Source organism: Streptomyces sp. AV19, assembly GCF_015999245.1.
Classification (GTDB): Bacteria; Actinomycetota; Actinomycetes; order Streptomycetales; family Streptomycetaceae; genus Streptomyces.
The window spans coordinates 143,002-164,078 of the sequence record NZ_JAEAMR010000016.1 but is presented as its reverse complement, the minus strand read 5'-3'; the positions used below and the strand labels follow the sequence as shown (position 1 = coordinate 164,078).

General features: G+C 73.9%; 19 protein-coding genes. 9 read left to right on the top strand and 10 right to left on the bottom strand.

Translation table 11 applies throughout. From position 1 onward, the window contains the following. Nucleotides 1–215: 215 nt before the first annotated feature. Both I5Q34_RS25220 and I5Q34_RS25215 read left to right on the top strand, forming a co-directional pair. Complete coding sequence (locus I5Q34_RS25220; protein WP_199894700.1) at nucleotides 216–1,847, top strand: carboxylesterase/lipase family protein; 1,632 nt, start codon at nucleotides 216–218, stop codon at nucleotides 1,845–1,847. Between the two features lie 113 nt (nucleotides 1,848–1,960). Next, nucleotides 1,961–3,646 carry a GAF domain-containing protein gene (locus tag I5Q34_RS25215; RefSeq protein WP_199894699.1) on the top strand — a complete coding sequence of 562 codons (1,686 nt, stop codon included), beginning with the start codon at nucleotides 1,961–1,963 and terminating at the stop codon, nucleotides 3,644–3,646. A gap of 7 nt (nucleotides 3,647–3,653) precedes the next feature. Here the strand turns inward: I5Q34_RS25215 and I5Q34_RS25210 are convergent, their stop codons facing one another. After that, the gene (locus I5Q34_RS25210; RefSeq protein ID WP_199894698.1) at nucleotides 3,654–4,043 is read right to left on the bottom strand and encodes a DUF5955 family protein; all 390 of its coding nucleotides are present in this window, start codon (nucleotides 4,041–4,043) and stop codon (nucleotides 3,654–3,656) included. A gap of 41 nt (nucleotides 4,044–4,084) precedes the next feature. After that, a complete protein-coding gene (locus tag I5Q34_RS25205) occupies nucleotides 4,085–5,950 on the bottom strand; it encodes a hypothetical protein (RefSeq protein ID WP_199894697.1) in 1,866 nt (621 codons plus the stop codon). A gap of 203 nt (nucleotides 5,951–6,153) precedes the next feature. Between I5Q34_RS25205 and I5Q34_RS25200 the strand changes: the two genes are divergently transcribed. Continuing rightward, the gene (locus tag I5Q34_RS25200; RefSeq protein ID WP_199894696.1) at nucleotides 6,154–7,077 is read left to right on the top strand and encodes an oxidoreductase; all 924 of its coding nucleotides are present in this window, start codon (nucleotides 6,154–6,156) and stop codon (nucleotides 7,075–7,077) included. Here I5Q34_RS25200 and I5Q34_RS25195 read toward each other — a convergent pair. Next, nucleotides 7,062–8,528 carry a bifunctional phosphatase PAP2/diacylglycerol kinase family protein gene (locus I5Q34_RS25195; protein ID WP_199894695.1) on the bottom strand — a complete coding sequence of 489 codons (1,467 nt, stop codon included), beginning with the start codon at nucleotides 8,526–8,528 and terminating at the stop codon, nucleotides 7,062–7,064. The two genes, I5Q34_RS25200 and I5Q34_RS25195, sit on opposite strands and share 16 nt — an antisense overlap. Before the next feature lie 100 nt (nucleotides 8,529–8,628). On the opposite strand from I5Q34_RS25195, the gene I5Q34_RS25190 reads away from it, so the two are divergent. Then, nucleotides 8,629–10,992: a phosphoketolase gene (locus I5Q34_RS25190; protein WP_199894694.1), complete on the top strand. Its 2,364-nt coding sequence runs from the start codon at nucleotides 8,629–8,631 to the stop codon at nucleotides 10,990–10,992. Nucleotides 10,993–11,002: 10 nt separating this feature from the next. Here the strand turns inward: I5Q34_RS25190 and I5Q34_RS25185 are convergent, their stop codons facing one another. Further along, nucleotides 11,003–11,683, bottom strand: coding sequence for a response regulator transcription factor (locus I5Q34_RS25185; protein ID WP_199894693.1), 681 nt, complete (start codon nucleotides 11,681–11,683; stop codon nucleotides 11,003–11,005). A gap of 603 nt (nucleotides 11,684–12,286) precedes the next feature. Between I5Q34_RS25185 and I5Q34_RS25180 the strand changes: the two genes are divergently transcribed. Further along, nucleotides 12,287–12,667, top strand: a complete 381-nt coding sequence (locus tag I5Q34_RS25180; RefSeq protein ID WP_199894717.1) for a VOC family protein — start codon at nucleotides 12,287–12,289, stop codon at nucleotides 12,665–12,667. A gap of 227 nt (nucleotides 12,668–12,894) precedes the next feature. Here I5Q34_RS25180 and I5Q34_RS25175 read toward each other — a convergent pair whose 3' ends face one another. Next, complete coding sequence (locus I5Q34_RS25175; protein ID WP_199894692.1) at nucleotides 12,895–14,472, bottom strand: GMC oxidoreductase; 1,578 nt, start codon at nucleotides 14,470–14,472, stop codon at nucleotides 12,895–12,897. Nucleotides 14,473–14,688: 216 nt separating this feature from the next. Between I5Q34_RS25175 and I5Q34_RS25170 the strand changes: the two genes are divergently transcribed. Then, nucleotides 14,689–15,666 carry an NAD(P)H-binding protein gene (locus I5Q34_RS25170; RefSeq protein WP_199894691.1) on the top strand — a complete coding sequence of 326 codons (978 nt, stop codon included), beginning with the start codon at nucleotides 14,689–14,691 and terminating at the stop codon, nucleotides 15,664–15,666. A gap of 17 nt (nucleotides 15,667–15,683) precedes the next feature. Here I5Q34_RS25170 and I5Q34_RS25165 read toward each other — a convergent pair whose 3' ends face one another. Further along, the gene (locus I5Q34_RS25165) at nucleotides 15,684–16,058 is read right to left on the bottom strand and encodes a hypothetical protein (RefSeq protein WP_199894690.1); all 375 of its coding nucleotides are present in this window, start codon (nucleotides 16,056–16,058) and stop codon (nucleotides 15,684–15,686) included. A gap of 179 nt (nucleotides 16,059–16,237) precedes the next feature. On the opposite strand from I5Q34_RS25165, the gene I5Q34_RS25160 reads away from it, so the two are divergent. After that, nucleotides 16,238–16,459: a hypothetical protein gene (locus tag I5Q34_RS25160; protein WP_199894689.1), complete on the top strand. Its 222-nt coding sequence runs from the start codon at nucleotides 16,238–16,240 to the stop codon at nucleotides 16,457–16,459. A 15-nt stretch (nucleotides 16,460–16,474) separates the two neighbouring features. Here I5Q34_RS25160 and I5Q34_RS25155 read toward each other — a convergent pair whose 3' ends face one another. Then, nucleotides 16,475–17,767 (bottom strand): phosphoribosyltransferase family protein, encoded by a 1,293-nt coding sequence (locus tag I5Q34_RS25155; RefSeq protein ID WP_199894688.1) that lies wholly within the window; start codon nucleotides 17,765–17,767, stop codon nucleotides 16,475–16,477. A 101-nt stretch (nucleotides 17,768–17,868) separates the two neighbouring features. Next, nucleotides 17,869–18,291 carry an HIT family protein gene (locus I5Q34_RS25150; protein ID WP_374193056.1) on the bottom strand — a complete coding sequence of 141 codons (423 nt, stop codon included), beginning with the start codon at nucleotides 18,289–18,291 and terminating at the stop codon, nucleotides 17,869–17,871. A 45-nt stretch (nucleotides 18,292–18,336) separates the two neighbouring features. Between I5Q34_RS25150 and I5Q34_RS25145 the strand changes: the two genes are divergently transcribed. Together I5Q34_RS25145 and I5Q34_RS25140 are read left to right on the top strand one after the other, a co-directional pair. Beyond that, nucleotides 18,337–19,095: a DUF72 domain-containing protein gene (locus tag I5Q34_RS25145; RefSeq protein WP_199894686.1), complete on the top strand. Its 759-nt coding sequence runs from the start codon at nucleotides 18,337–18,339 to the stop codon at nucleotides 19,093–19,095. Nucleotides 19,096–19,161: 66 nt separating this feature from the next. Next, complete coding sequence (locus I5Q34_RS25140) at nucleotides 19,162–19,395, top strand: hypothetical protein (RefSeq protein ID WP_199894685.1); 234 nt, start codon at nucleotides 19,162–19,164, stop codon at nucleotides 19,393–19,395. Nucleotides 19,396–19,400: 5 nt separating this feature from the next. Here I5Q34_RS25140 and I5Q34_RS25135 read toward each other — a convergent pair whose 3' ends face one another. Continuing rightward, on the bottom strand, nucleotides 19,401–19,895 hold the full coding sequence (locus tag I5Q34_RS25135) for a hypothetical protein (RefSeq protein ID WP_199894684.1): 495 nt from the start codon (nucleotides 19,893–19,895) through the stop codon (nucleotides 19,401–19,403). 17 nt (nucleotides 19,896–19,912) lie between these two features. Next, nucleotides 19,913–20,956: a MerR family transcriptional regulator gene (locus tag I5Q34_RS25130; RefSeq protein ID WP_234429509.1), complete on the bottom strand. Its 1,044-nt coding sequence runs from the start codon at nucleotides 20,954–20,956 to the stop codon at nucleotides 19,913–19,915. Nucleotides 20,957–21,077: the final 121 nt, after the last annotated feature.

Genomic DNA, 21,077 nt, shown 5'->3' with positions numbered 1-21,077 from the left:
CCGATGCCCTCCGGGACGACGAGGCCGGCCCTGGTCGGGTCCGGCGCGGTCGGCAAGCACCGCCCCCAGGCCAATGGCAAGGTCGACGCTTCAACCGCACCCGGCTCGACGAGGGGGCCTGCCTGCGGCCCGGGAGCACCCGCCGGTGAACGGCCGACCGCATGTGCCCCGTCCGGCCCCCGCGAGCCCCGCCCCCGCACGGGTAGACATCGGTCATGGCCACCTCGCGCAGGCTGCTCGTCCCCCTGCTCCTCGCCCTGCTCGCGCTCCTCGGTGCCGCTCCGGCGCCGGCGGGGGCCCGGGCGCCGCGGGACCCCGCGGTCGTCACCACGGACGCGGGGCCGGTGCGCGGCCTGGTCACCGAGCGGGGGCGGGCCTTCCTCGGGGTGCCGTTCGCCGCGCCGCCGGTGGGGGAGCGGCGGTGGCGGCCGCCGGGGGCGGTGGCGCCCTGGTCCGGCGTCCGGGACGCGACCGGACCCGCGCCGGAGTGCGCCCAGCAGGCCCGCGCCGAGCTGGGTACGCGCGAGAGCACCCATGAGGACTGTCTCTACCTGAACGTCTTCACGCCGCCGGAGGGCGGGAGCGGCAAGCCGGTGCTGGTGTGGTTCCACGGCGGGGCGTTCGTCGCCGGGAGCGCGGCGAACTACGACGCCTCCCGGCTCGCCCGGGCCGGCGACATGGTCGTCGTCACCGCCAACTACCGCCTGGGCGCCTTCGGTTACCTCGCCCACCCCGGACTGGACGCCGAGGATCCGGAGACCGGATCCGGTGACTACGGTCTGCTGGACCAGCAGGCGGCCCTCCGCTGGACCAGGGCGAACGCGGCGGCGTTCGGCGGGAATCCCGCGAACGTCACCGCCGGCGGCCTGTCGTCCGGCGGCCTGAGCGTCTGCGCCCATCTGGTGGCCCCCGGATCACGCGGGCTCTTCGCGCGCGCCCTCGTGCACAGTGGCCCCTGCGGTGTGGCGGCCCGTCCCCTCGCCGAGGCCGAGTCCTCCGGCACGGCGTTCGCGACCGGCGCGGGCTGTGTCGGCTCCGCCGGGACCGTCGTGGCCTGCCTGCGCGGCAAGCCGGCCGCCGGCCTGCTGAAGGTGCCCACGCCCGGCGCCGTCCCCTGGTGGCAGGTCTCGGGCACGCCCGTCCTCCCCAGGCCCCCGGGCGAGGCCATCGCCGCGGGCGAGCACGCCAAGGTGCCGGTGCTGGCCGGTAACACGCTGGACGAGGGGACCATCGGCGCCGCCGCCGTGGAAGCCCGGGGCGTCCCCCTCAACGCGGTCACCTACCCCCTCGTCCTCGCCGGTCTGTTCGGGACGAGCGCGCCGCAGGTCGCCGCGCGCTACCCGGGCCCGGCGTACGGCGGCGACTACCGTCTCGCGTTCGCCGCCGTGTACGGGGACTACCTCGTCGCCTGTCCCACCCGGGAGGCGGTGCGCGGGCTCGCCACCGCGACACCCGGCCAGGTGTTCGCCTACGAGTTCGCCGACCGCAACGCGCCCAACCTCTACGCCCGCACACCCGACTTCCCCCTCGGCGCCTACCACGGGGCCGAAACCCCCTACCTTTTCGACTACCGGGTGACCGGAGAGCTGCACCTGAACGAGGCCCAACTGCGGCTCTCCGACGCCATGATGGGCTTCTGGTCCCGCTTCGCCGCCACCGGCGACCCCGGCGGCGGATGGGCGGCGACGGGCCCCGAGCCGTACCGTCCGCTCTCGCTGGCCCCGGACGCGGTCGCCCCCCGGGACGACTTCGACGCCGGCCACCGGTGCGGCTTCTGGGCCGGGCTCCCGCGCCCGGCGCCGCTGGCGGCGTCGCTGACCGGGAAGGTCCTGCCCAACCAGCGGTAACCCCTGCCCCGGCAGGCCGGACGGCCCCGCCGCACGCGGCCCTGACCGGCGGCGATACGGTGTCGGACGGGCGGAAGGACCGCCCGGGCCGGGCGTGAGGGGCGAGGAACGGCGTGGAGAACACCGGGGCCGGCGCAGTACGGCTGCCGCAACTGAGGCTGGACGAACTGCTGGACGAGGTCCAAGCCCGGCTCGAAGCCGCCCGCGGCACCCGCGACCGCGTCCACAACCTGCTGGAGGCCGTCCTGTCCGTCGGGCGCGGCCTCGAACTGGAGCAGGTGCTGCGCGGCATCATCGAGGCGGCCGTCGTCCTGGTCGACGCCCGCTACGGCGCCCTCGGCGTGATCGGGCCGGACGGGCGGACGCTGTCGCAGTTCCTCACCGTCGGGCTGACGGACGATCAGATCGAGGCGATCGGCCCGTACCCGTCCGGCCACGGCATCCTCGGTGAACTGATCAGCCACCCCGAGCCGTTGCGGCTGCCGAAGATCTGCGAGCACGCCGCCTCGTACGGCTTCCCGCCGAACCACCCGCCGATGAACACCTTCCTCGGGGTGCCGATCCGCGTCCGCGACCACGTCTTCGGCAACCTCTATCTGACCGAGAAGCGCGGGGGAGTGGACTTCGAGGACGAGGACGAGGAGGTCCTGGCCACCCTCGCCGTCGCCGCCGGAGTCGCCATCGACAACGCGCGCCTCTACGAGGAGGCCATGCGCCGCGAGCGCTGGCTGCGGGCGAGCGCGCAGGTGACCACCGCCCTGATGTCCGGCAGCCCCCGCGCCGAAGTGACCGACCGCATCACCCGGCTGGCCCGGGGGATCGCGGGCGCCGAACTCGCCGTCTTCACCCTGCCGGAGGCCGACGGCACGGCCCTGGCCGTCGAGGCGGCCACCGGCGCCGAGCCCCCGCGGGGCGCGATGCTGCCCCTGGAGGGCACCCTGAGCGGACGGGCGTTCACCGAAGGCCGCGCGGCCCGGGCCCGTATCGCCGCCGAGGCGCCCGCCGGCCCCTCCGTGGCCGTGCCCGTCACCTCCGGCGACGCGGTCCACGGCGTGCTCCTGCTCGCCCGGGCCGCCGGCGGGGCGGAGTTCTCCGAGCGCGAGACCGAGCCGCTGCTCGCCTTCGCCGGACAGACCGGCCTGGCGATGGAGCTCGCCGAACGCCGCTCCGACACCGAGCAGTTGGCCCTGCTGGAGGACCGCGACCGCATCGCCCGCGACCTCCACGACCTCGCCATCCAGCGGCTCTTCGCCACCGGCATGACCCTGCAGAGCGCCGACCGCTTCATCGACCACCCCGAGGCCGCCGAACGCGTCCAGCGGGCGGTCGACGACCTCGACGAGACCATAAAGATCATCCGCTCCACCATCTTCGGCCTCCGCTCCCGCGACACCGCCCCCCAGCACGGCCTGCGCACCCGCGTCGTCCGCGCCGTCGCCGAGGCCGGCACCGCCCTCGGCTTCGCCCCCAGCCTGCGCATGGAGGGACTCCTGGACACCCAGGTGCCGCGCGAGGCGGTGGACGACGCGGTGGCCGTCCTCGGCGAGGCGCTGACGAACACGGCCCGGCACGCGCGGGCCGGGGCCGTGGACGTCGCCGTCGTCAACGACGGGCAGGACCTGGTGCTGACCGTCGCCGACGACGGCGTGGGCATGCCCGCCGGCACCGGACGCCGCAGCGGCCTGCGCAACCTCGCCGAGCGGGCGGAGCGGCACGGGGGCGCGCTGTCCGTGGAGACGCGGGGCGGGGGCGGGACGTTGCTCGTCTGGCGGATCCCGCTGGCGGGGCGCCGGATGTAACGGCCGGTCAGGAGGAGAGGAAGCTCTCGAAGGCGCCGTGGACCGCCGATACACCGGAGGCCAGCTCCCGGACGTGCCCGAGCGCGGTGGCGATGCCGGCGACGCGCAGGCGCAGCACGCCCGGGCGGGGCTGTTTCCTGCGGGCCTCCGACTCGGCCTCGTCCAGCGCGATTTCGGCGCCCTGTGCCGTGACGTCGTCCACCCCCCGAGGGCGTTCGGCCAGTTCGGCGCGCAGGGCCGCTATCGCGCGCAGGAGTCCTTCCTGGGCCGGCGGCAGACCGGAGGGCCCGTAGTGGACGACCGTCTGTGCCCCCGGGCCTCCCGTGACGGGGCCGTTCTGCGTACCGCCGTTGATCTGCACTCCTTGGACGTGGGACGTGTTCGGGTCGCGTGTCATGCTTCCTCCTCAATGTGGTTGGCGCGCCTGCTCGTTGGCGGTCAGGTGGTGCGGGACCGGCCCACGCGCGGCCGAGGTGCCGTGACCCGGGTCCGGGCGCCCGGGCCTCCGGTGACGGGGCCGTTCTGCGTACCGCCGTTGATCTGCACACCGTTGGTGATGTTGTTGACGATGTGCTGCGCCTGCTGCTCGAACTCGCTGACGTCGTAGCCGCGTTGCTTGAGCTCCTTGTGCACCGCGGTCTGCGTGCGCACCCACAGCGTGCTCAGGAAGCGGTCCACGTCGAACTCCTGGAAGACGTGTCGGAACTGCGTCTCCGCGCCGAGCTCGCGCACGCTCACGGTCGGGGCGTGGTCGACGTCGTAGCCGCAGCGCACCAGCCGGCGGTAGTGGCAGCGGTTGTGCGCCGCCCGGACGGCGGACCCCAGGGTGTCGAGGACCTGGCCGAGGGCGGCGCCCATGTCCCGGCCCAGCCCCCAGGCCGCCTGCCCCATCACCGTCAGTCCGTCGACCAGCGGGTCGGCGGGTGCGAAGGAGTCCACCGCGCGGTAGGCGAGGGCGGTCGGCGGCAGCAGGTAGGGCTGCCACTCCAGGTGCAGCACGCCGCCCTGGGTGGTGGCCCGCATGAGGACGGTGGTGACGACGTCCTCCTGCCAGCTGCCGACGCGGATCGCCAGGAAGTGCCGCAGCCTCTCGTGCCCGTACAGCTCCAGGGCCCTGGCCCAGCGCTCGTCCAGCGTGACGGAGCCGCCGGGCGTCCGCACCGACATCCCGCCGAGCCAGGCGCCGGCCGGTCCCCGGCGCATGCCGGGACGGAACACCCGGTCGCCGACGGTCAGCCGGTGCAGGGCGTCCCCCGGGTACCCGGGGCCCCGGCCGAGGTCGAGGACCGCGGTGGTGATCGCCCGGTGCAGGACGGCGGCGTCGACCGGGTCGGGCGCCAGGGGCCCGCCGTCCTCGTCCTTGGCGGGGTCCTCGGCGGGGTCCTCGGCGGGATCCTTGGCGGGGACGAGCTCCAGGGCGATCGACCAGCCCTCCAGCGGCAGCCCCAGGCCGATCAGCGGCGCCCGGTCGCGGTACAGCAGCTCGGGGCCGTCCTGCTGGCTGCGCAGCGCGGAGTAGACCCGCCGGAGGGACGGGACGCGGGTGCCGGGGGCCGGGGCGGAACCGGACAGCGGCCCCTTCCGGTCGCCGAGCAGGCCGAGCACCCGGTAGCGCCGGACGACACCGATCAGCCACAGCAGGGTCAGGAGGGTGACGTAGGCGCCCGGTCCGGGCGCGGCGACGACGGAGGCGACGTCGGCCGGGAGGCGCGCGAGCACCTCGCGCTCGAAGACGGTGAGGCCGCCCTCGACGGGCACCCAGACGGACACCAGAACGGAGGTCAGGAGGAAGACCGCGACCATCTGGCCGACGAACTGCACGACGCGTCCCGGAAACGACCGGACGTGCGCGACTTCGTCGGGCAGGGCGACGGCCGTCGCATCGCTGCCGGCCCCCGTGAGCCGCAGCAGCACAACCGTCAGCAGAACCAGCAGCGTTGCGCTCCAGCTTCCCCAGAGGGCGCCGGCCGCCAGCACGGCGAGGATCGCCAGCCCGGCCAGGAAGGGCGCGCGGCGCGCCCGCAGGCACTCGTGGAGCACCCGCACCAGATCCGTGCCGGGCGAGGGAGCGGGAACCCGGTGCGGGTGCTCGACCAGCTCGGTGATGACGGCGTCCCGGAACGCCCGGTCCAGGTGGGCGGCCGCGCACAGATAGCGCGTCGCGGTGCCGCCGGGAGGCCCGGCGTGGTGCTCGATCAGCGGACGCGAGGGTGCCGGAGGTCTGTCCGGCGGGTCGGGAGGGGGAGAGGAGCCGGGTATCGGAGGGCCGGGCGGTTGCCCGGGTGCGGCAGGACACATGACCATGCCCCCGTTCGTGCTCGGCCGTGCTCATGATGTGGCCGGATGACGACGACTGGCTTGATTAGAGCAGGTGATCTGCCGGTCGGTAAGGGGCGCGCTTTCCATTACCAGGGCGCACGCAGGGTGTTGTGCGCCTGGCGGGAAGGGTGTGGCCGGAACAGGACGGGCGGCGGGAGCGGCCGCGGGACGTGGTGGGGATAATGCGCATGACTTCCGGGACGATCACCGCAGCGGCATCCGGCACCTGGAGACTCGGCGACCTGGAGGTCAACCGGGTCGGATACGGTGCGTTGCGCCTGCCGCAGACCGGCACCGCGTTCGCACCCGACGCCGTACCACGCGACCGTGACGAGGCAATCGCCGTACTGCGCCGCGCCGTTGAGCTCGGCGTCAACCACATCGACACGGCCGACTTCTCCTTCTCCTCACTGCGCTCGGCCAACGAACTGATCAACCGGGCCCTGGCCCCCTACCCCGACGGCCTGGTCATCGCCACCAAGGTCGGACCGCGTCGCGACGCCTCGGGGCAGTGGATGACCCGGGCCGCGTCCGGGGAACTGCGCGGTCAGGTCGAGGAGAACCTGCGGCAGCTGGGCCGTGACCACCTCGACCTGGTGAACCTGCGTGTCTTCGATGCCGGGCCGGTCGACGAGCACTTCGGCGTGCTGGCCGAACTCCGCGAGGCCGGACTCGTCCGCCACCTGGGCCTGTCCAACGTCGTCCCGGAGCAACTCGCCCGGGCGCAAGCGATCGCCCCGGTCGTCTGTGTGCAGAACGAGTACGGCCTGGGGCGCCCTGAGCAGGACGAGTTCGTGCGCCTCTGCGGCGAACAGCGCGTCGCCTACGTGCCGTTCTTCGCGCTCGCCGGCACCAGGCGCTCTGCGGGCAGAGCGGGTGTCACCGAGCACGATGAGGTTCTCGCCGTCGCCCGCAAGCACGGCGTGAGCCCGGCACAGGTGCGCTTGGCGTGGACGCTCCACCAAGGCCCGCACGTGCTGGCCATCCCCGGTACCGGCGACCTCGCCCACCTGGCCGCCAACGTGGCCGCCGGCGCCCTGCACCTGTCCGGGGAGGACCTGGCCGTCCTGGGCCGCGTCCATGTCGACGCAGCGGTTCAGCGCGGCCGGTAGACGACCAGCGCCTGCCTCTCCTTCGTCAGCGTCACCGACGCCGGAGCCGGGGCGACTTCCCCGTCGAAGGACAGATGCGTGCCGGGGACGAGGCCGTCGACGCGCAGGCCGCGCACCCGGGAGGCGCGCAGGACGGGGGAGTGCTTGAGGACCCCGGTCAGGGCGGCGGCCAGCAGGCGGGTGCGGGCCAGGCGGCCGGAGAGGATCATGCGGACCTCCAGGACGCCGTCCGCCAGGCTGTGCCGCCGCAAGGGGGTGGGGCCCAGGCCCCGGTAGGCGCAGTTGCCGGCGACCAGGGACCACACGTCCCGGCGGCGGCCGTCGACCCGCAGGCGCACCGGCTCGGCGGTCCGCAGGACGTGCAGCGCGGCGGCCACCCCCGCGGGGAAGGCGCCGACGCGCGGCGCCCAGCGCTCCCGGACGCGCACCAGCTCCGGGTATGAGCCGATGCTGAAAGTGTTGAGGAAGAGCCCGTCGAAGCGCCCGTCGTCGCCGAAGCGGCCCACGTCCACCGCGACCGCCCGGCCCGCCCGCACCGCCCGCGCGGCGTCCGCCACCGACGTGATGCCCAAGTCGCGGGCGAAGTGGTTGTAGGTGCCGCCGGGCAGCACGGCCAGGGGGAGCCGGTGGCGGACGGCCGCGCGGGCCGCCGCGTTGACCGTGCCGTCACCACCGAACGCCCCCAGCGCCCCGCCCAGTTCGGCCGCGCGCACGGCGGCCTTCTCCAGCGCGTCCGGGAGCGAGCCGGCCGGGCCGCAGGGGACCACCTCGGCCAGCGGCAGCTCGGCGCGCACCTCGGCGCCCGGGTCGTCGCGGACCGTCAGCCGCTGCCCGGCGGTGGCGCTGGCCACCACGACCAGGCCCCGGCCGTCCGGCAGCGCGGGGGCGTCGGCGCGCGGCCGGGCCGACGGGACGGACGGCTCCCGGGCGGGCACGAGCGCCCGTACGGCGAGCGCGGCGCCCGCGCCCAGCGCCGCGCCGGCCAGCACGTCGCCCGGGTAGTGCACCCCGGTGTAGACCCGGGAGAAGCAGACCGAGAAGGCGAGCGGGGCCAGCGCCGGCCCCCAGCCCGGTCGCTCCAGCGCCACCCCGGTCGCGAAGGCCGCCGCCGAGGCGGAATGGCCGGAGGGGAAGGAGGTGGTGAACGGCTGCCTGCTCAGCCGCCGTATCACCGGCACGACGTCCAGTATCGGACGCCCGCGCCGCACCGCCCGCTTGCCCAGCGTGTTCACCGTCGCGGACGCCAGTGCCAGCGAGGCCACCCCGCGCACCGCCGCCCGTCCGGCCCCCGGCCCGCCCGCCAGAGCGGCCGCGCCCGCCACCCCGAACCACAGCAGCCCGTGGTCGGCGCTGTGGGACAGCAGCGGCAGCACCCGGTCCCCGCCCGGCCAGTGCCGCGCGGCGACCAGCTCGAACAGCGACCGGTCCCAGGAGATCAGCTTCTCGCGCATGGAGCACGGTTACCCCGTCCGCGATGGCGGATGCGCGGGCTTCGCCCGAACCGCACCCGCCCCGTGGCGGGCACACCCGCCCCGTGGAACCGTGGGATCCATGGCCGACCTCCCCGACGAGGAACTGTCCGCCCTGGACGCCCACTGGCGCGCCGCGAACTACCTGGCCGTCGGGCAGATCTACCTTCTCGGCAACGCCCTGCTGAGAGAGCCCCTCCGGCCGGAGCACGTCAAGCCCCGGCTGCTGGGCCACTGGGGGACCTCACCCGGGCTCAACCTCGTGTACACCCACCTCAACCGGGTGATCCGCGCCCGTGGCCTGGACGCGTTGTGCGTGTGGGGGCCGGGGCACGGCGGGCCGGCCGTGCTGGCCAACGCGTGGCTGGAGGGCAGCTACACCGAGACGTACCCGGACGTGACGCGTGACGCGGACGGCATGGCGCGCTTGTTCCGGCAGTTCTCCTTCCCCGGCGGAGTGCCCAGTCATGTGGCGCCCGAGACGCCCGGGTCGATCCACGAGGGCGGGGAGCTGGGGTACGCGCTGGCCCACGCCTACGGGGCCGCGTTCGACAACCCGGACCTGCTCGTGGCCTGCGTCATCGGGGACGGCGAGGCCGAGACCGGGCCGCTGGCCGCCTCCTGGCACTCGAACAAGTTCCTCGACCCCGTCCACGACGGCGCCGTCCTGCCGATCCTGCACCTCAACGGCTACAAGATCGCCAACCCGACGGTCCTGGCCCGCCTCCCCGAGCACGAGCTCGACCGCCTGCTGCACGGCTACGGCCACCACCCCCTGCACGTCACCGGCGACGACCCGGCCCAGGTGCACCGGGCCCTGGCCGCCGCCCTGGACACGGCCCTCGACCACATCGACGCCATCCGCCGCACGGCCCGCGCCGACGGCATCACCGACCGGCCCTCCTGGCCCGTGATCGTGCTGCGCACCCCCAAGGGCTGGACCGGCCCGCATGAAGTCGACGGCCTGCCCGTCGAAGGCACCTGGCGCGCCCACCAGGTCCCGCTGGCAGGCGTGCGGACCAACCCCGAGCACCTGCGCCAACTGGAGCAGTGGCTGCGCTCGTACCGCCCCGAGGAGCTCTTCGACGCCGGCGGCAGGCCCGTACCCGAGGTCCTGGCCCGCGTCCCCGAAGGACCCCGGCGGCTGGGCGCCACCCCGCACGCCAACGGTGGCCTGCTCCTGCGCGCGCTGCCCCTGCCGCCGCCGGAACGGCACGCGGTCGCCGTCGACAGGCCGGGCGCCGCCCTGCACGAACCCACCCGCGCCCTCGGCGGACTGCTGGCCGACGTCATGGCCGCCACCGAGGACCGCCGCGACTTCCGCCTCGTCGGTCCCGACGAGACCGCCTCCAACCGGCTCGACGCCGTCCTCTCCGTCACCGACAAGGCCTGGCAGGCCGACGTCCTGCCGGTCGACGAACACCTGGGCCGGCACGGCCGCGTGATGGAGGTGCTCTCCGAACACCTCTGCCAGGGCTGGCTGGAGGGCTACCTCCTCACCGGGCGGCACGGACTCTTCTCCAGCTACGAGGCGTTCGTCCACATCGTCGACTCCATGGTCAACCAGCACATCAAGTGGCTCAAGGTCTCCCGCACCCTGCCCTGGCGCCGGCCCGTCGCCTCCCTCAACTACCTCCTCACCTCGCACGTCTGGCGCCAGGACCACAACGGCTTCTCCCACCAGGACCCCGGCTTCGTCGACCACATCCTCAACAAGAGCCCCGAAGTCGTCCGCGTCTACCTCCCCCCGGACGCCAACACCCTGCTCTCCGTCGCCGACCACGCCCTGCGCAGCCGCGACTACGTCAACGTGATCGTCGCCGGCAAGCAGCCCTGCTTCGACTGGCTCGGCATGCAGGAGGCCCGCGCCCACTGCGCCCGGGGCGCCGGCATCTGGGAATGGGCGGGCACGGAGGACGGCACACGCGAGCCTGACGCCGTCCTCGCCTGCGCGGGCGACGTGCCGACCCAAGAAGCCCTGGCCGCCGCCCAGTTGATCCGGCGGCACCTGCCCGGCCTGGCCCTGCGCGTCGTCAACGTCGTCGACATGACACGCCTGATGCCCCGGGAGGAACACCCGCACGGTATGCCGGACCACGAGTTCGACGCACTGTTCACCCGGGACCGGCCGGTCGTCTTCGCCTACCACGGCTACCCCTGGCTGATCCACCGCCTCGCCTACCGGCGGGCCGTCCACGCGCAGTTGCACGTGCGCGGCTACAAGGAATCGGGCACGACGACCACACCGTTCGACATGGTCGTCCGCAACGACCTCGACCGCTACCGGCTCGTCATGGACGTCATCGACCGAGTCCCCGGCCTCGCCGTCCGCGCGGCGCGGGTGCGGCAGGCGATGGCCGACGTCCGCACCCGCCACCACACGTGGATCCGCGAACACGGCACCGACCTGCCGGAGGTCGCCGACTGGACCTGGGACGGCGGCTGATCACCCCGGCTCATCCGCCGGCGCGGGCCGCCTCCGAGGCGATCACGGCCGCCTGGATGCGGCGCTCGACGCCCAGCTTGGCCAGCAGCCGGGAGATATGGTTCTTGACCGTCTTCTCGGAGAGGTAGAGACGGTGCCCGATCTGACGGTTCGTCATGCCCTCGCCGATCAGCGCCAGGATGTCCCGCTCCCGGGGCGACAGCCCGGCGAGGCGCTCGTCCGCCGGCTGCTCGTCCTCCTCCCCGCGCAGGCTGCTCATCAGGCGCGCGGTCGTGGCCGGATCGAGCATGGACTGGCCGGAGGCGACCGTGCGGATGGCCGCGACCAGATCGGAGCCCTTGATCTGCTTGAGCACGTACCCCGCCGCCCCCGCCATGATCGCGTCGAGCAGCGCATCGTCGTCGTCGAAGGAGGTGAGCATCAGACAGGCGAGCTGCGGCATGCGCGAGCGCAGCTCCCGGCAGACGGTGATGCCGTCGCCGTCGGGCAGCCGCACGTCCAGCACGGCCACGTCGGGACGCAGCGCCGGACCCCGGGCGAGGGCCTGCTCGATGGTGCCCGCCTCGCCGACGACCGTGATGTCGTCCTCCGCGTCCAGGAGGTCCTGGATGCCGCGCCGGACCACCTCGTGATCGTCCAGGAGGAACACCCGGACCGGCTCCTCCCGGGAGAAGACCCTCGCCTGTTCCACTGCCCCTCCTGTCACGGTCGGCGCCGCTGCGGCGCTGCCTCGATCATGAGCGATCGTACGAGGCGGTGCCATGGGCCGAATGGCCCCCTCCGTCCTTTTGGCCCCGGAGTCAGAGTCGACTCCTGGCCGGGCCACAGTCCTTCGCCCTTTGCGGGAACCCGCGGCAGCTTCGCCGGCCGGGGCGCCTTGGTGAAGTGGCGGGTGCGGCAGGAGGAGGCGGCAGCGCCACCGCTGCGCACAGCTTCCTGGGCCCAGCCGAAGCAGGCAGAGATCCTTACTCCTGCCCGGCGCCCCGGGCGGCCCGGCTCTGCTGCCACTGCTCCATGGCGCTCTGGAAGGGGTGGGCGTTGTCGGCGACAGCGCTCCTCACAGCCCTCGCGATGCTGCCGCTTGTCGACCCACCGGCGTCCGCCGCCGAGCAGTCGGCTTCTCCACTGCGTGGCCAACGGCCTTGCCCGGCTGCCCGGGCAGGGCCGGCCCTGAAATCATTCGCTCGTGCTCACCTCGTTCGGTACGGTCACGGGGTTGGTTTCACCGCCGGGGAGCCCATGGGGTTCGTGGGCTGCTTTCCCGGCAGTTCCCGGGCTGAGAGCAGGTTTCGTCATGGCATGTCGTATCGGTGAGCTCGTGCTCGGTTGCCGCGACCCCGAGGCGCTGGCGCGGTTCTGGTGCGAGGTCCTGGACTTCGTCGTGCTCGACCGCGAGGACGACGGCTCGATGGAGATCGGGCCGCGCGAAGGGTTCGGCGGTCCGCAGCCGACGATCTTCCTCAGTCGCAGGGACGAGCCGGAAAAGGGGAAATCCCGGCTGCACATCGATGTCAACGCCACCGACCGCGATCAGGACGCCGAGCTCGAACGCCTTCTGAAGCTCGGTGCGCGCCCGGCCGACATCGGCCAGACAGGGGAGGAACAGTGGCATGTCCTGGCCGACCCCGAAGGCAATGAGTTCTGCCTGCTCAAGGCCCGCCTCGCCCCACTCTGATGCTCGTGCTCATCGGTCACGCCTCGGCACCAGGTACCCGGGGGTCTGCCTCGAAGTCCGGTGTGACGGGCGTGTCGTGACCGTGAGGTAAGTGAGGTCTCCGGCAGATGTTCATCGACCAGGAAGAACCTGGACATCGGAGACCTCGTGGCCACCCTGGCGGTGACGAGGCGGCTCGACCTGACCGATGAGCAGTGGCCGCGGCCGGAACCGCTGCCCCTCCCGCCCTAACCGCCCGCGGCAACGATCCCGGCCATGGCCCGCTCCGCGAGAGCCGTGATCATCAGGGAGGGGTTGGCGCCGCCCACGTTGCCGGGGATCAGCGAACCGTCCAGCACGTACAGGCCCGGCATGCCCTCGACCCGGCCCTCGAGGTCGGTGCAGCGGCCGATGACGCAGCCGCCCAGGGGATGGGCGGTGAAGGGGGCGGGGTAGTTCAGCGCGACCGTGACGAGGCCGGGGTTGGCGGACAGCACGTCCGCCTGGTACTGGGCAAGCGTGTGGGCGGAGGGCTGTTGCTTGGCCGGGGTCCAGTCCGCGAGCCGGGCCCGGTCGTCGCCGGGGTGGTGGACGAACCGGCCGCGGTGGTCGTGGTCGACGGTGAGCAGGAGCGTGAACAGCAGGGGGAGTCCGTGCGCTCCCAGCCACTGCCAGTTTTCGACCCGGGCCGGCTGAAGGTAGGCACGGGGGGAGAAGTACGTGGAGGCGCACGGGGCTCCCTGGGACGGTCCGGTGCGGTCCAGGAGCGTGGAACGGACGCCGATCTGGTCGCCGTTGGTACCGAAGCCGGTGCCGACGGCGGCCGGCAGGCCGGGGAGGTCACCGCGGTCCCGGGCCGCCACGAGAAGGCGGTTGGTGTTCAGCGTGCCCGAGCACAGGAAGAGGAGGTCGCAGGTGTACTCGTCGGTGCCGACGACGGTGCCGGACGGGGTGAGCCTGCGTACCTCCAGGGCGTAACCGCCATGGCGCCGCGGGCGGATCGCGCGGACCTCGTGCAGCGGTCTGAGCTGGACGTGACCGGTGCTCAGCGCCCGGGGCAGGTAGGAACGCGTGAGGGACTTCTTGGCTCCGTTCGAGCAGCCGAAGTCCGTTTCGCCCGCGATCGCCGAGGGACGGACCCTGCCGCGCAGTTCCTCCCGCAGCACGTCCCAGTCGAAGGTGGACAGCGCGGGCGCGGGCACGTGCCCCGCGCGTCGCATCTGCCGGTCCCACAGCCGGGAATGGGTGAAGGGCGGCGAGGCGTAGATGTCCGGCGGCATCACGGTCGCGCCCAGTCCGGCCACGGCACGGGGGAACCAGCGGGTCGCGAACTCGTCGTAGGACAGCCGCGGGGGATAGAGCGACGCGAAGGAGGGCCGGGACGGCGCGACGGTGGCCCCGGTGTACATGACGGAGCCGCCGCCGACCGCCGCGGCGCACAGGATGTCGAGATGCGGCTGCTCCGACACCTCGGCCAGCCCCGGTTGCGGCCGGACCGGGACGGGCAGAACGCCCGGCCAGCGGGCGACGGAGCGGAACCAGAACATCGATCCGCGGACGCGTTCCTGGGAGCCGAAGACCGCACGCGTCGGGCTGGTCCGCCATTCCTGACCGCGCTCCAGCACCAGCGTGTCCACCCCGGCCTCGCCCAGCCGCAGTGCCGCCACCGAACCGCCGAAGCCCGAGCCCACGACGATGGCGCGGAAACGGGTCCGGGCAGCGGCAGTTGCCCACGCCCTGTCGCCCCCGCCGCCCAGGGTCAGCGCGGTCAGCGCGCCGAGCGCACCGCCGGAGCACAGGCCGGCGAACCGGCGACGTGAAGGCATCACAACTCCTCACGCTAGGGGGCCGGTGCAGGGGGTGGACCGAGACGGCCCGCACTGCACACCAATGGCGCACTGCACACCAATGGGTGGTGCGGCCGGGGGAAGGCGAACACGGAATCGTCGGCGAATGGCCGGGCGTTGCCTTCGCCGGTACGGCCGTTGATGCGAAGCTGCGTCGCGCTGTCATGGAACATCGCTTCACCGTAAGGAGAAAACATGGCGCTCCGGATCCTTGTCGTCGGCGGTACGGGACTGCTGGGCCACCACGTGGTGACAGAACTGCTCGAACGCGGGCACCGGGTGACCGTTCTGGCCCGCCGGCCGAGCCCCGTCGCGGAGCGCAACGGCCGCGTCGTGGTCCGCACCGACGACATCCGTACCTGCGCCGATCCGGCGGGCCTGCTCCGGGGACACGACGGTGTGGTCTTCGCGGCAGGCGTGGACGACCGCGCCGTCCCGCCCGCGCCCGCGTACCCGTACTTCGAGGCCGGCAACGTCACGCCGGTGGCCCGGCTGGTGACGGGTGCCGTGCGGGCGGGCTGCACCCGGGCCGTCGTGCTCGGCTCCTACTTCACGGCTTTCCACCGGCAGTGGCCCGAACTGGGGCTGGCGGCCGGGCATCCCTACATCCGCAGCAGGGTCGAGCAGGCCCGTGCCGCCTTGCGGACCGCCGACGCCGGGGTGGCGACCGCCGTCCTCGAAATCCCCTTCGTCTTCGGCTGCGCTCCGGGCCGCACCCCGCTGTTGTCACCATTGGTCCCGTGGCTGCGCTCGCCCTGGCCCCTGGCGGCACCACCGGGCGGAACGGCGGTGGTCACCGCCCGTACCGTGGCCCGCGCGGCAGTGGGAGCGCTCGAGCGGAGGGCGACGGGCGTATACCCGGTGGTGGACGAGAACCTCCCCTGGGCAACCCTGTTGGGCCGCCTCGCGCGAGCGGCCGGGCGCCCGCGCCCGGTGCACCGTCTGCCCCCACCACTGCTCCGGGCGGGTCTGCGCGCGACCGGCGTCGTCCACGCCGTCCGCCGCCGGGAGGCCGGTCTGCACCTCGGATCCCTGGAGACGCTGCTGACCCGCGAGCTCTTCCTCGACCCCGCCCCCTGCCGGGTGCTGACGGAAGAGACCGACTCCGTGGAGGAGGCCCTGGTCGCCACCGTGCGGGGCTGCGTCAACTCCCCGGCCGGTCAGGCGCGATAGGCCGGCGCGAGGCGGGGTCAGCGCTCGCGGAAGCCCCCGAGAAAGCGGCGGAAGAGACCGCCCTCCCGAGGCAGCGGGGCGGACGGCGGCGGAGCGGTGGGCCGTTCACGGGCGACCGGCCGGGCGTAGTCGGCCCGGGCGATCGCGTCGACGGTCCGGTCGAGATCGAAGTCCTCGGAGCCCTCGATGGACGGCACGTAGCCGACCAGGATCCCGTCCCGTATGACCTGGGCCTCCAGAGCGGCGGTGCCGTCGGTGTCCCAGACGGCCTCGCGCCCGTCGCCCAGGACGACGCGCACACCGATCCGGTAGACGCCCTCGCGGGCCAGATGGGCGTTCGTCCCGCGCTGCCGCAAAGCGTCCACGACCCGGAGCGCCCTGTTCTCGTCCATGCGGTCACGATAACGCCGCGATCATTTTGGCTCCTCGCCTCTTCGGACGACGGTACGGACGGGACGCGGTCGCCCGCAGCATCCCCCGTCCGGGTGACGCCCGGGCCCGCCCCGCGCACCCCGGCCCCCTCCCTGGAACACCTACCGGTGAACCACCCCACCACCTCCGAAAGGCCCCCATGCCCGCCGACGACGAACTCACCCGCTTCCTCGCCTCGCTCAGCCCCGCAAGCCGGGAGAAGGTGCGGACGCAGCCGCGTGAGCGGCAGGAGCAGCTGGCCGCCGCCTGGGAGGCGGAGCTCAGCGAGGACACCGACCTGGACACGCTCAGCGAGCTGTCGCCCGTCGCGGCGGCGGACGAGGCGGCCGAGAGGGTGGTGCGGGAGTTCTTCGAGAGCTGAGACGCCGGGGACACGTCACGGCAGGTGCTCGGTGAACCATTCGCAGGCCAGCTCCGCCACCGTCTCCAGCGCGCCCGGCTCCTCGAAGAGGTGGGTCGCGCCGTCCACGACGACCAGCCGGTTCTCGCAGTCCAGCCGCGCGGCCGCCTGCCGGTTGAGGTCGAGGACGGTCCGGTCGAGGCCGCCGACGAGCAGGAGCGTGGGCGCCCGCACCCGCGCGAGGCGGTCCGCGGCCAGGTCCGGGCGGCCGCCGCGCGAGACGACGGAGGAGACGCCGCCCTCGCCCGCGTCCGCGGCGGCCCACAGGGCGGCCGCGGCGCCGGTGCTCGCGCCGAAGTAGCACAGCGGGACGGACTCGCGGCGCAGGAAGTCCGTCACCTCGGTGAGCCGGCCGGCGAGGAACTCGACGGCGAAGACCTTCGCCCGGTCCTGCGCCTCCTCGTCCGTGAGCAGGTCGAAGAGCAGGGTGCCCAGCCCCGCGCGGTTGAGCGTGGCGGCCACCGCGCGGTTGCGCGGGCTGTGGCGGCTGCTGCCGCTGCCGTGGGCGAAGATCACGACGGCGGGGGCGCCCGGCGGCATCGTCAGGTCGCCGTCGAGTGTGACCCGGCGCCCGTCCACCGGCAGGCCGACCGGCGTGGCCGCGTGGATGTGGTGGGCGGCGGGGTGCTCCGACGCGGTGGTGTCGCGGTTCAGCAGGGCGACGACCTCGTCGTCCTCGGTCTGGGAGAAGTCCCGGTACCACTCGCCCACGGCGGAGAAGAGCGGTGGCGCGTCGAGGTACACCAGCTCGTCCGCCTCGCTCCGCAGCGCCTCGACCGCGTCCGGTGACGCCACCGGCACCGCCAGGACGACACGGTCCGCGCCCTGGGCCCGGGCCACCTTGCACGCGGCGGAGGCGGTGGAGCCCGTCGCGATGCCGTCGTCCACGACGATCACCGTCCGGCCCTCCAGCGGGATCCGCGACCGGCCGCCGCGGAACTTCTCCGCCTGCCGCTCCAGCTGGACCTGCTCGTCGCGCTGCACCTCCGCGAGATCGTCCTCGTCCACCCGGCTCATCCGCATGATGTCGTCGCGCACCACCCGCACCCCGCCCTCCCCGAGGGCGCCGAAGCCCAGCTCGCGGTGGTAGGGCACGCCGAGCTTCCGGACGATGATCACGTCCAGGGGAGCGCCCAGCGCGTGGGCGACCTGGAAGGCGACGGGCACGCCGCCGCGGGGGAGGCCGAGCACGACGGGGTGCTCGCCGCGCAGGTGCGCCAGCCGCGCCGCCAGGCGGCGGCCGGCGTCCACTCGGTCGTCGAATCGCATGGTCCACCTCCGGCCCCGGACCGGGAGCCCGGAAGACGGCAGAAGCCCCTCCTCTTCCACTATGCCGACCCCGGCCGGACGGCTCCAACCGGTGGAGCCGCTCAGCCGGGCGGGGACTCCAGCGCCTCCCGGATCCGGGCCGCCACCGCGGCCGCCGCCTCGTCCGACGGGTAGCGGGTGCGCGGCCAGAGGAAGCCCCGCAGCCCGTCCTTGCGGTTGCGCGGCACGACGTGGACGTGGAAGTGGGGCACGGACTGGCTGACCCGGTTGTTCGCCGCGACGAGCGAGCCGGCCGCCGCCATCCCGCGCTCCACGGCCCCGGCCACGCGCCGTACGCGGGCGAAGAACGGCCCCACGTCCGCCTCGGGCAGGTCGGTGAGGGTCTCCACGTGCCGGCGCGGCACGACCAGCACATGGCCAGGGAAGAGCGGCCGGGCGTCCAGGAACGCCACGGCCACCGGGTCCTCGAGCACCCGGTGGCCGGGCAGCTCGCCCGCCGCGATCGCACAGAAGACGCAGTTCACGACCCCCATGGTGAGGCAGCCGCCACCACGGGGCACAGATCGTCCATGCCCCTGCTCGTCGGAACCTCGGGTTGGCAGTACGCCGACTGGCGCGGCGGTCTCTACCCGGACGACCTGCCGCAGCGGCTGTGGCTGGAGGAGTACGCCCGCCACTTCGCGACCGTGGAGAACAACAACGCCTTCTACCGGCTGCCCTCCCCGGAGAACTTCGCCGCCTGGCGCGACCGCACCCCCGCCGGCTTCGTGATGGCCGTCAAGGCCTCTCGCTACCTCACCCACATCAAGCGCCTCCACGACCCCGCCGAACCCGTCGAACGGCTGATGCGCCACGCCTCGGGCCTCGGCGACCGGCTCGGCCCCGTCCTGCTCCAGCTGCCGCCCACCCTGCGCGCCGACGCGGCGTCCCTGGACGCCGCGCTCGCCCGCTTCCCGGCCGGCACCCGCGTGGCCGTCGAACCCCGGCACCCGTCCTGGTGGACGGACGAGGTGCGCGCCGTGCTCGAACACCGCGGCGCGGCGCTGTGCTGGGCGGACGCCGAGTCCCGTCCCGTGACGCCGCTGTGGCGCACGGCGGACTGGGGATACCTCCGCTTCCACCACGGCCGCGCCGCGCCCTGGCCCCGCTACGGGCGGCAGGCGCTCGCCACGTGGGCGGGGCGGGTGGCGGACGCCTGGCCCGGCACGGCCACGGTGTACGCGTACTTCAACAACGACCCGGGCGGGGCGGCCGTGACCGACGCGGTCGTCTTCGCCCGGGCTGCGCGGCGCGCGGGCTGGGAGGCGAGCCGTACGCCGGGGGACTGAGGGGGTCCGGCCCAAAGGGGCGCAGCCGGGCTGAAGTTGGTGCCCGGCCGCCGGTACAGTACGAGAGTGCTGCCTGAGATCACCGAGCATGAGTGCACGAACTGCGGCAAGTCGGTGAAAGGGATCTTCGGGCGTTGGGCGTGCACCGCGTGCAACACCAGTTCCCCCTACACCGAGCCGCCCGCCCCCTACGCGGCCGAACTCGTCAACGGGACGGCCCCGCGCAGGGATCCGCTCCGCCACCATCTGTGCGGGGAGGTGCGGTGCATCTGCCCGCGGCTCAACGAGCGGCGCCTGTAGGGGCTTTACGATCCGGGGGCGGAGAGACGCGGTGCGGTGTCCCGCCCGGCTATGGCCTCGGCGACCTCGGCGATGGCGGTGCGGATCAGGTCGCCATAAGAGCCCCGGGGGAGGTCGGGGGCATGCTCCTCGGCCGCCTCGATGTGCTCGGTGGCGGCCTCGAAGGAGCCGAGCCGCCGGTAGTTGTCGGCGAGGTTGAGGTGGAGGGACGGGTAGAAGCCGGCGACGCGGAGGCCGGCGTGGTGCTCCTGGACGCGCTGTTCGGTCAGCGCGTCGGCGGCGTCCAGGGCGCGGACGTCCCAGGCCAGGGCCTGGGCGGGGTCCTCATGGAGGTCCGCCAGGTGGTGCGCGAGGGTGCAGCGGTGCAGCGCGTCGCCGTTGGCGCCGATCGCGGACCAGAGGTCCAGGAGCGTCCGGCGGGCGGAAGCGACGTCCCCGGCGTGGGCCACGGCGATGGCCCGGCCGATGGCTTCCATGGTCGGGTCGGGAGTGGTGGTCATGTCGGTGCTCCTCGTGCTCAGGCGGGCCCGGCCGGCATGGCCAGGGTGGTGAGATCGCCGCGGTCGGCCGAGCGGATGGTGACGGGCCGGCCGGGACCCCGCAGGTCGAGCAGTAGGTCGGGGCCGATGGCGGTGCTGACGGCCGGGTAGAGCGTGGTCAGGTCGAAGGAAATCAGGAGGGGCTGTCCGGTCGTGGTGGCCGGGAGGTGGACATCGGAGTGTTCCTCGTCGGGGGACGGGACGGCCAGACCTCGGTCGGTCACATCCAGCGCTACCCGCTCGCCGGGGTGTTCCTCCAGTGCCGACAGGAGCGCGTCCTTCGTCACGGTCACCCGGGTGGTGACGTCGGGCAGTGACGCGAGCATCGACCGGTGGTCGGGAAACTCCTCGGGCAGCAACCGGCAGTGCTGGTCCCGTCGGCCCGCCGCGCGCAGACGGATCCCGTGCGGCGCCGCTTCGACGCGCACCAGCGCGCCGCGGCGGATCCCGGGCGCCGCGAGCCGGAGTTCGTCGCCCCGGACCGTGGCCGCCCAGGTACTGGCCGGCGGTTCGGCGGGCACCAACGTCCGGGTGGAGAGCCGGTACCGGTCGGTCGCGGTCAGGGTGATCGATTCGGGGGTCGCCTCGACGCGCACTCCGCCGAGTACCGGCATCCCCGGCTCGTGCGCGGTCGCGGTCAGCACCTGCTCGATCGCGTCGGCCAGTACGGGCCCCTTCACGGCGGCGATCGGCAGACCGGGCACCCCGCCCAGCGAGGACTTGAGGGCGGCGGCCCTCCGCCGCACGGCCAGCGCGTCCTCCACGACCCCGGCGACGTGCTCGTCGATCAGCCGGGACGCCTCGTCGGGCCCGGCGGCGAGGACCGCCTCGACGGAGGGGAGGGGCATGGCGAGTTCGCGGAGCCGGCGCAGCGCGGTCGCCCGCGCCACCTGGCCGGCGCCGTAGTAGCGGTAGCCCGAGACCGGGTCGACCTCGGCGGGGCGCAGCAGCCCGGAGTCGGCGTAGAACCGCAGGGCGCTCGGCGTGAGACCGCTGTGTCGGGCGAAGATCCCGATCGGCATCAGTTCATCGGAGTGTGGCACCCCGCCATCATTGGGCTTCGACCGACTCGAAGGTCAACATCGGGCCGCGATATCCCCGCTGGGCGGCCCGTGATGCCGCTTTTCACCCGGAAAGGTACGC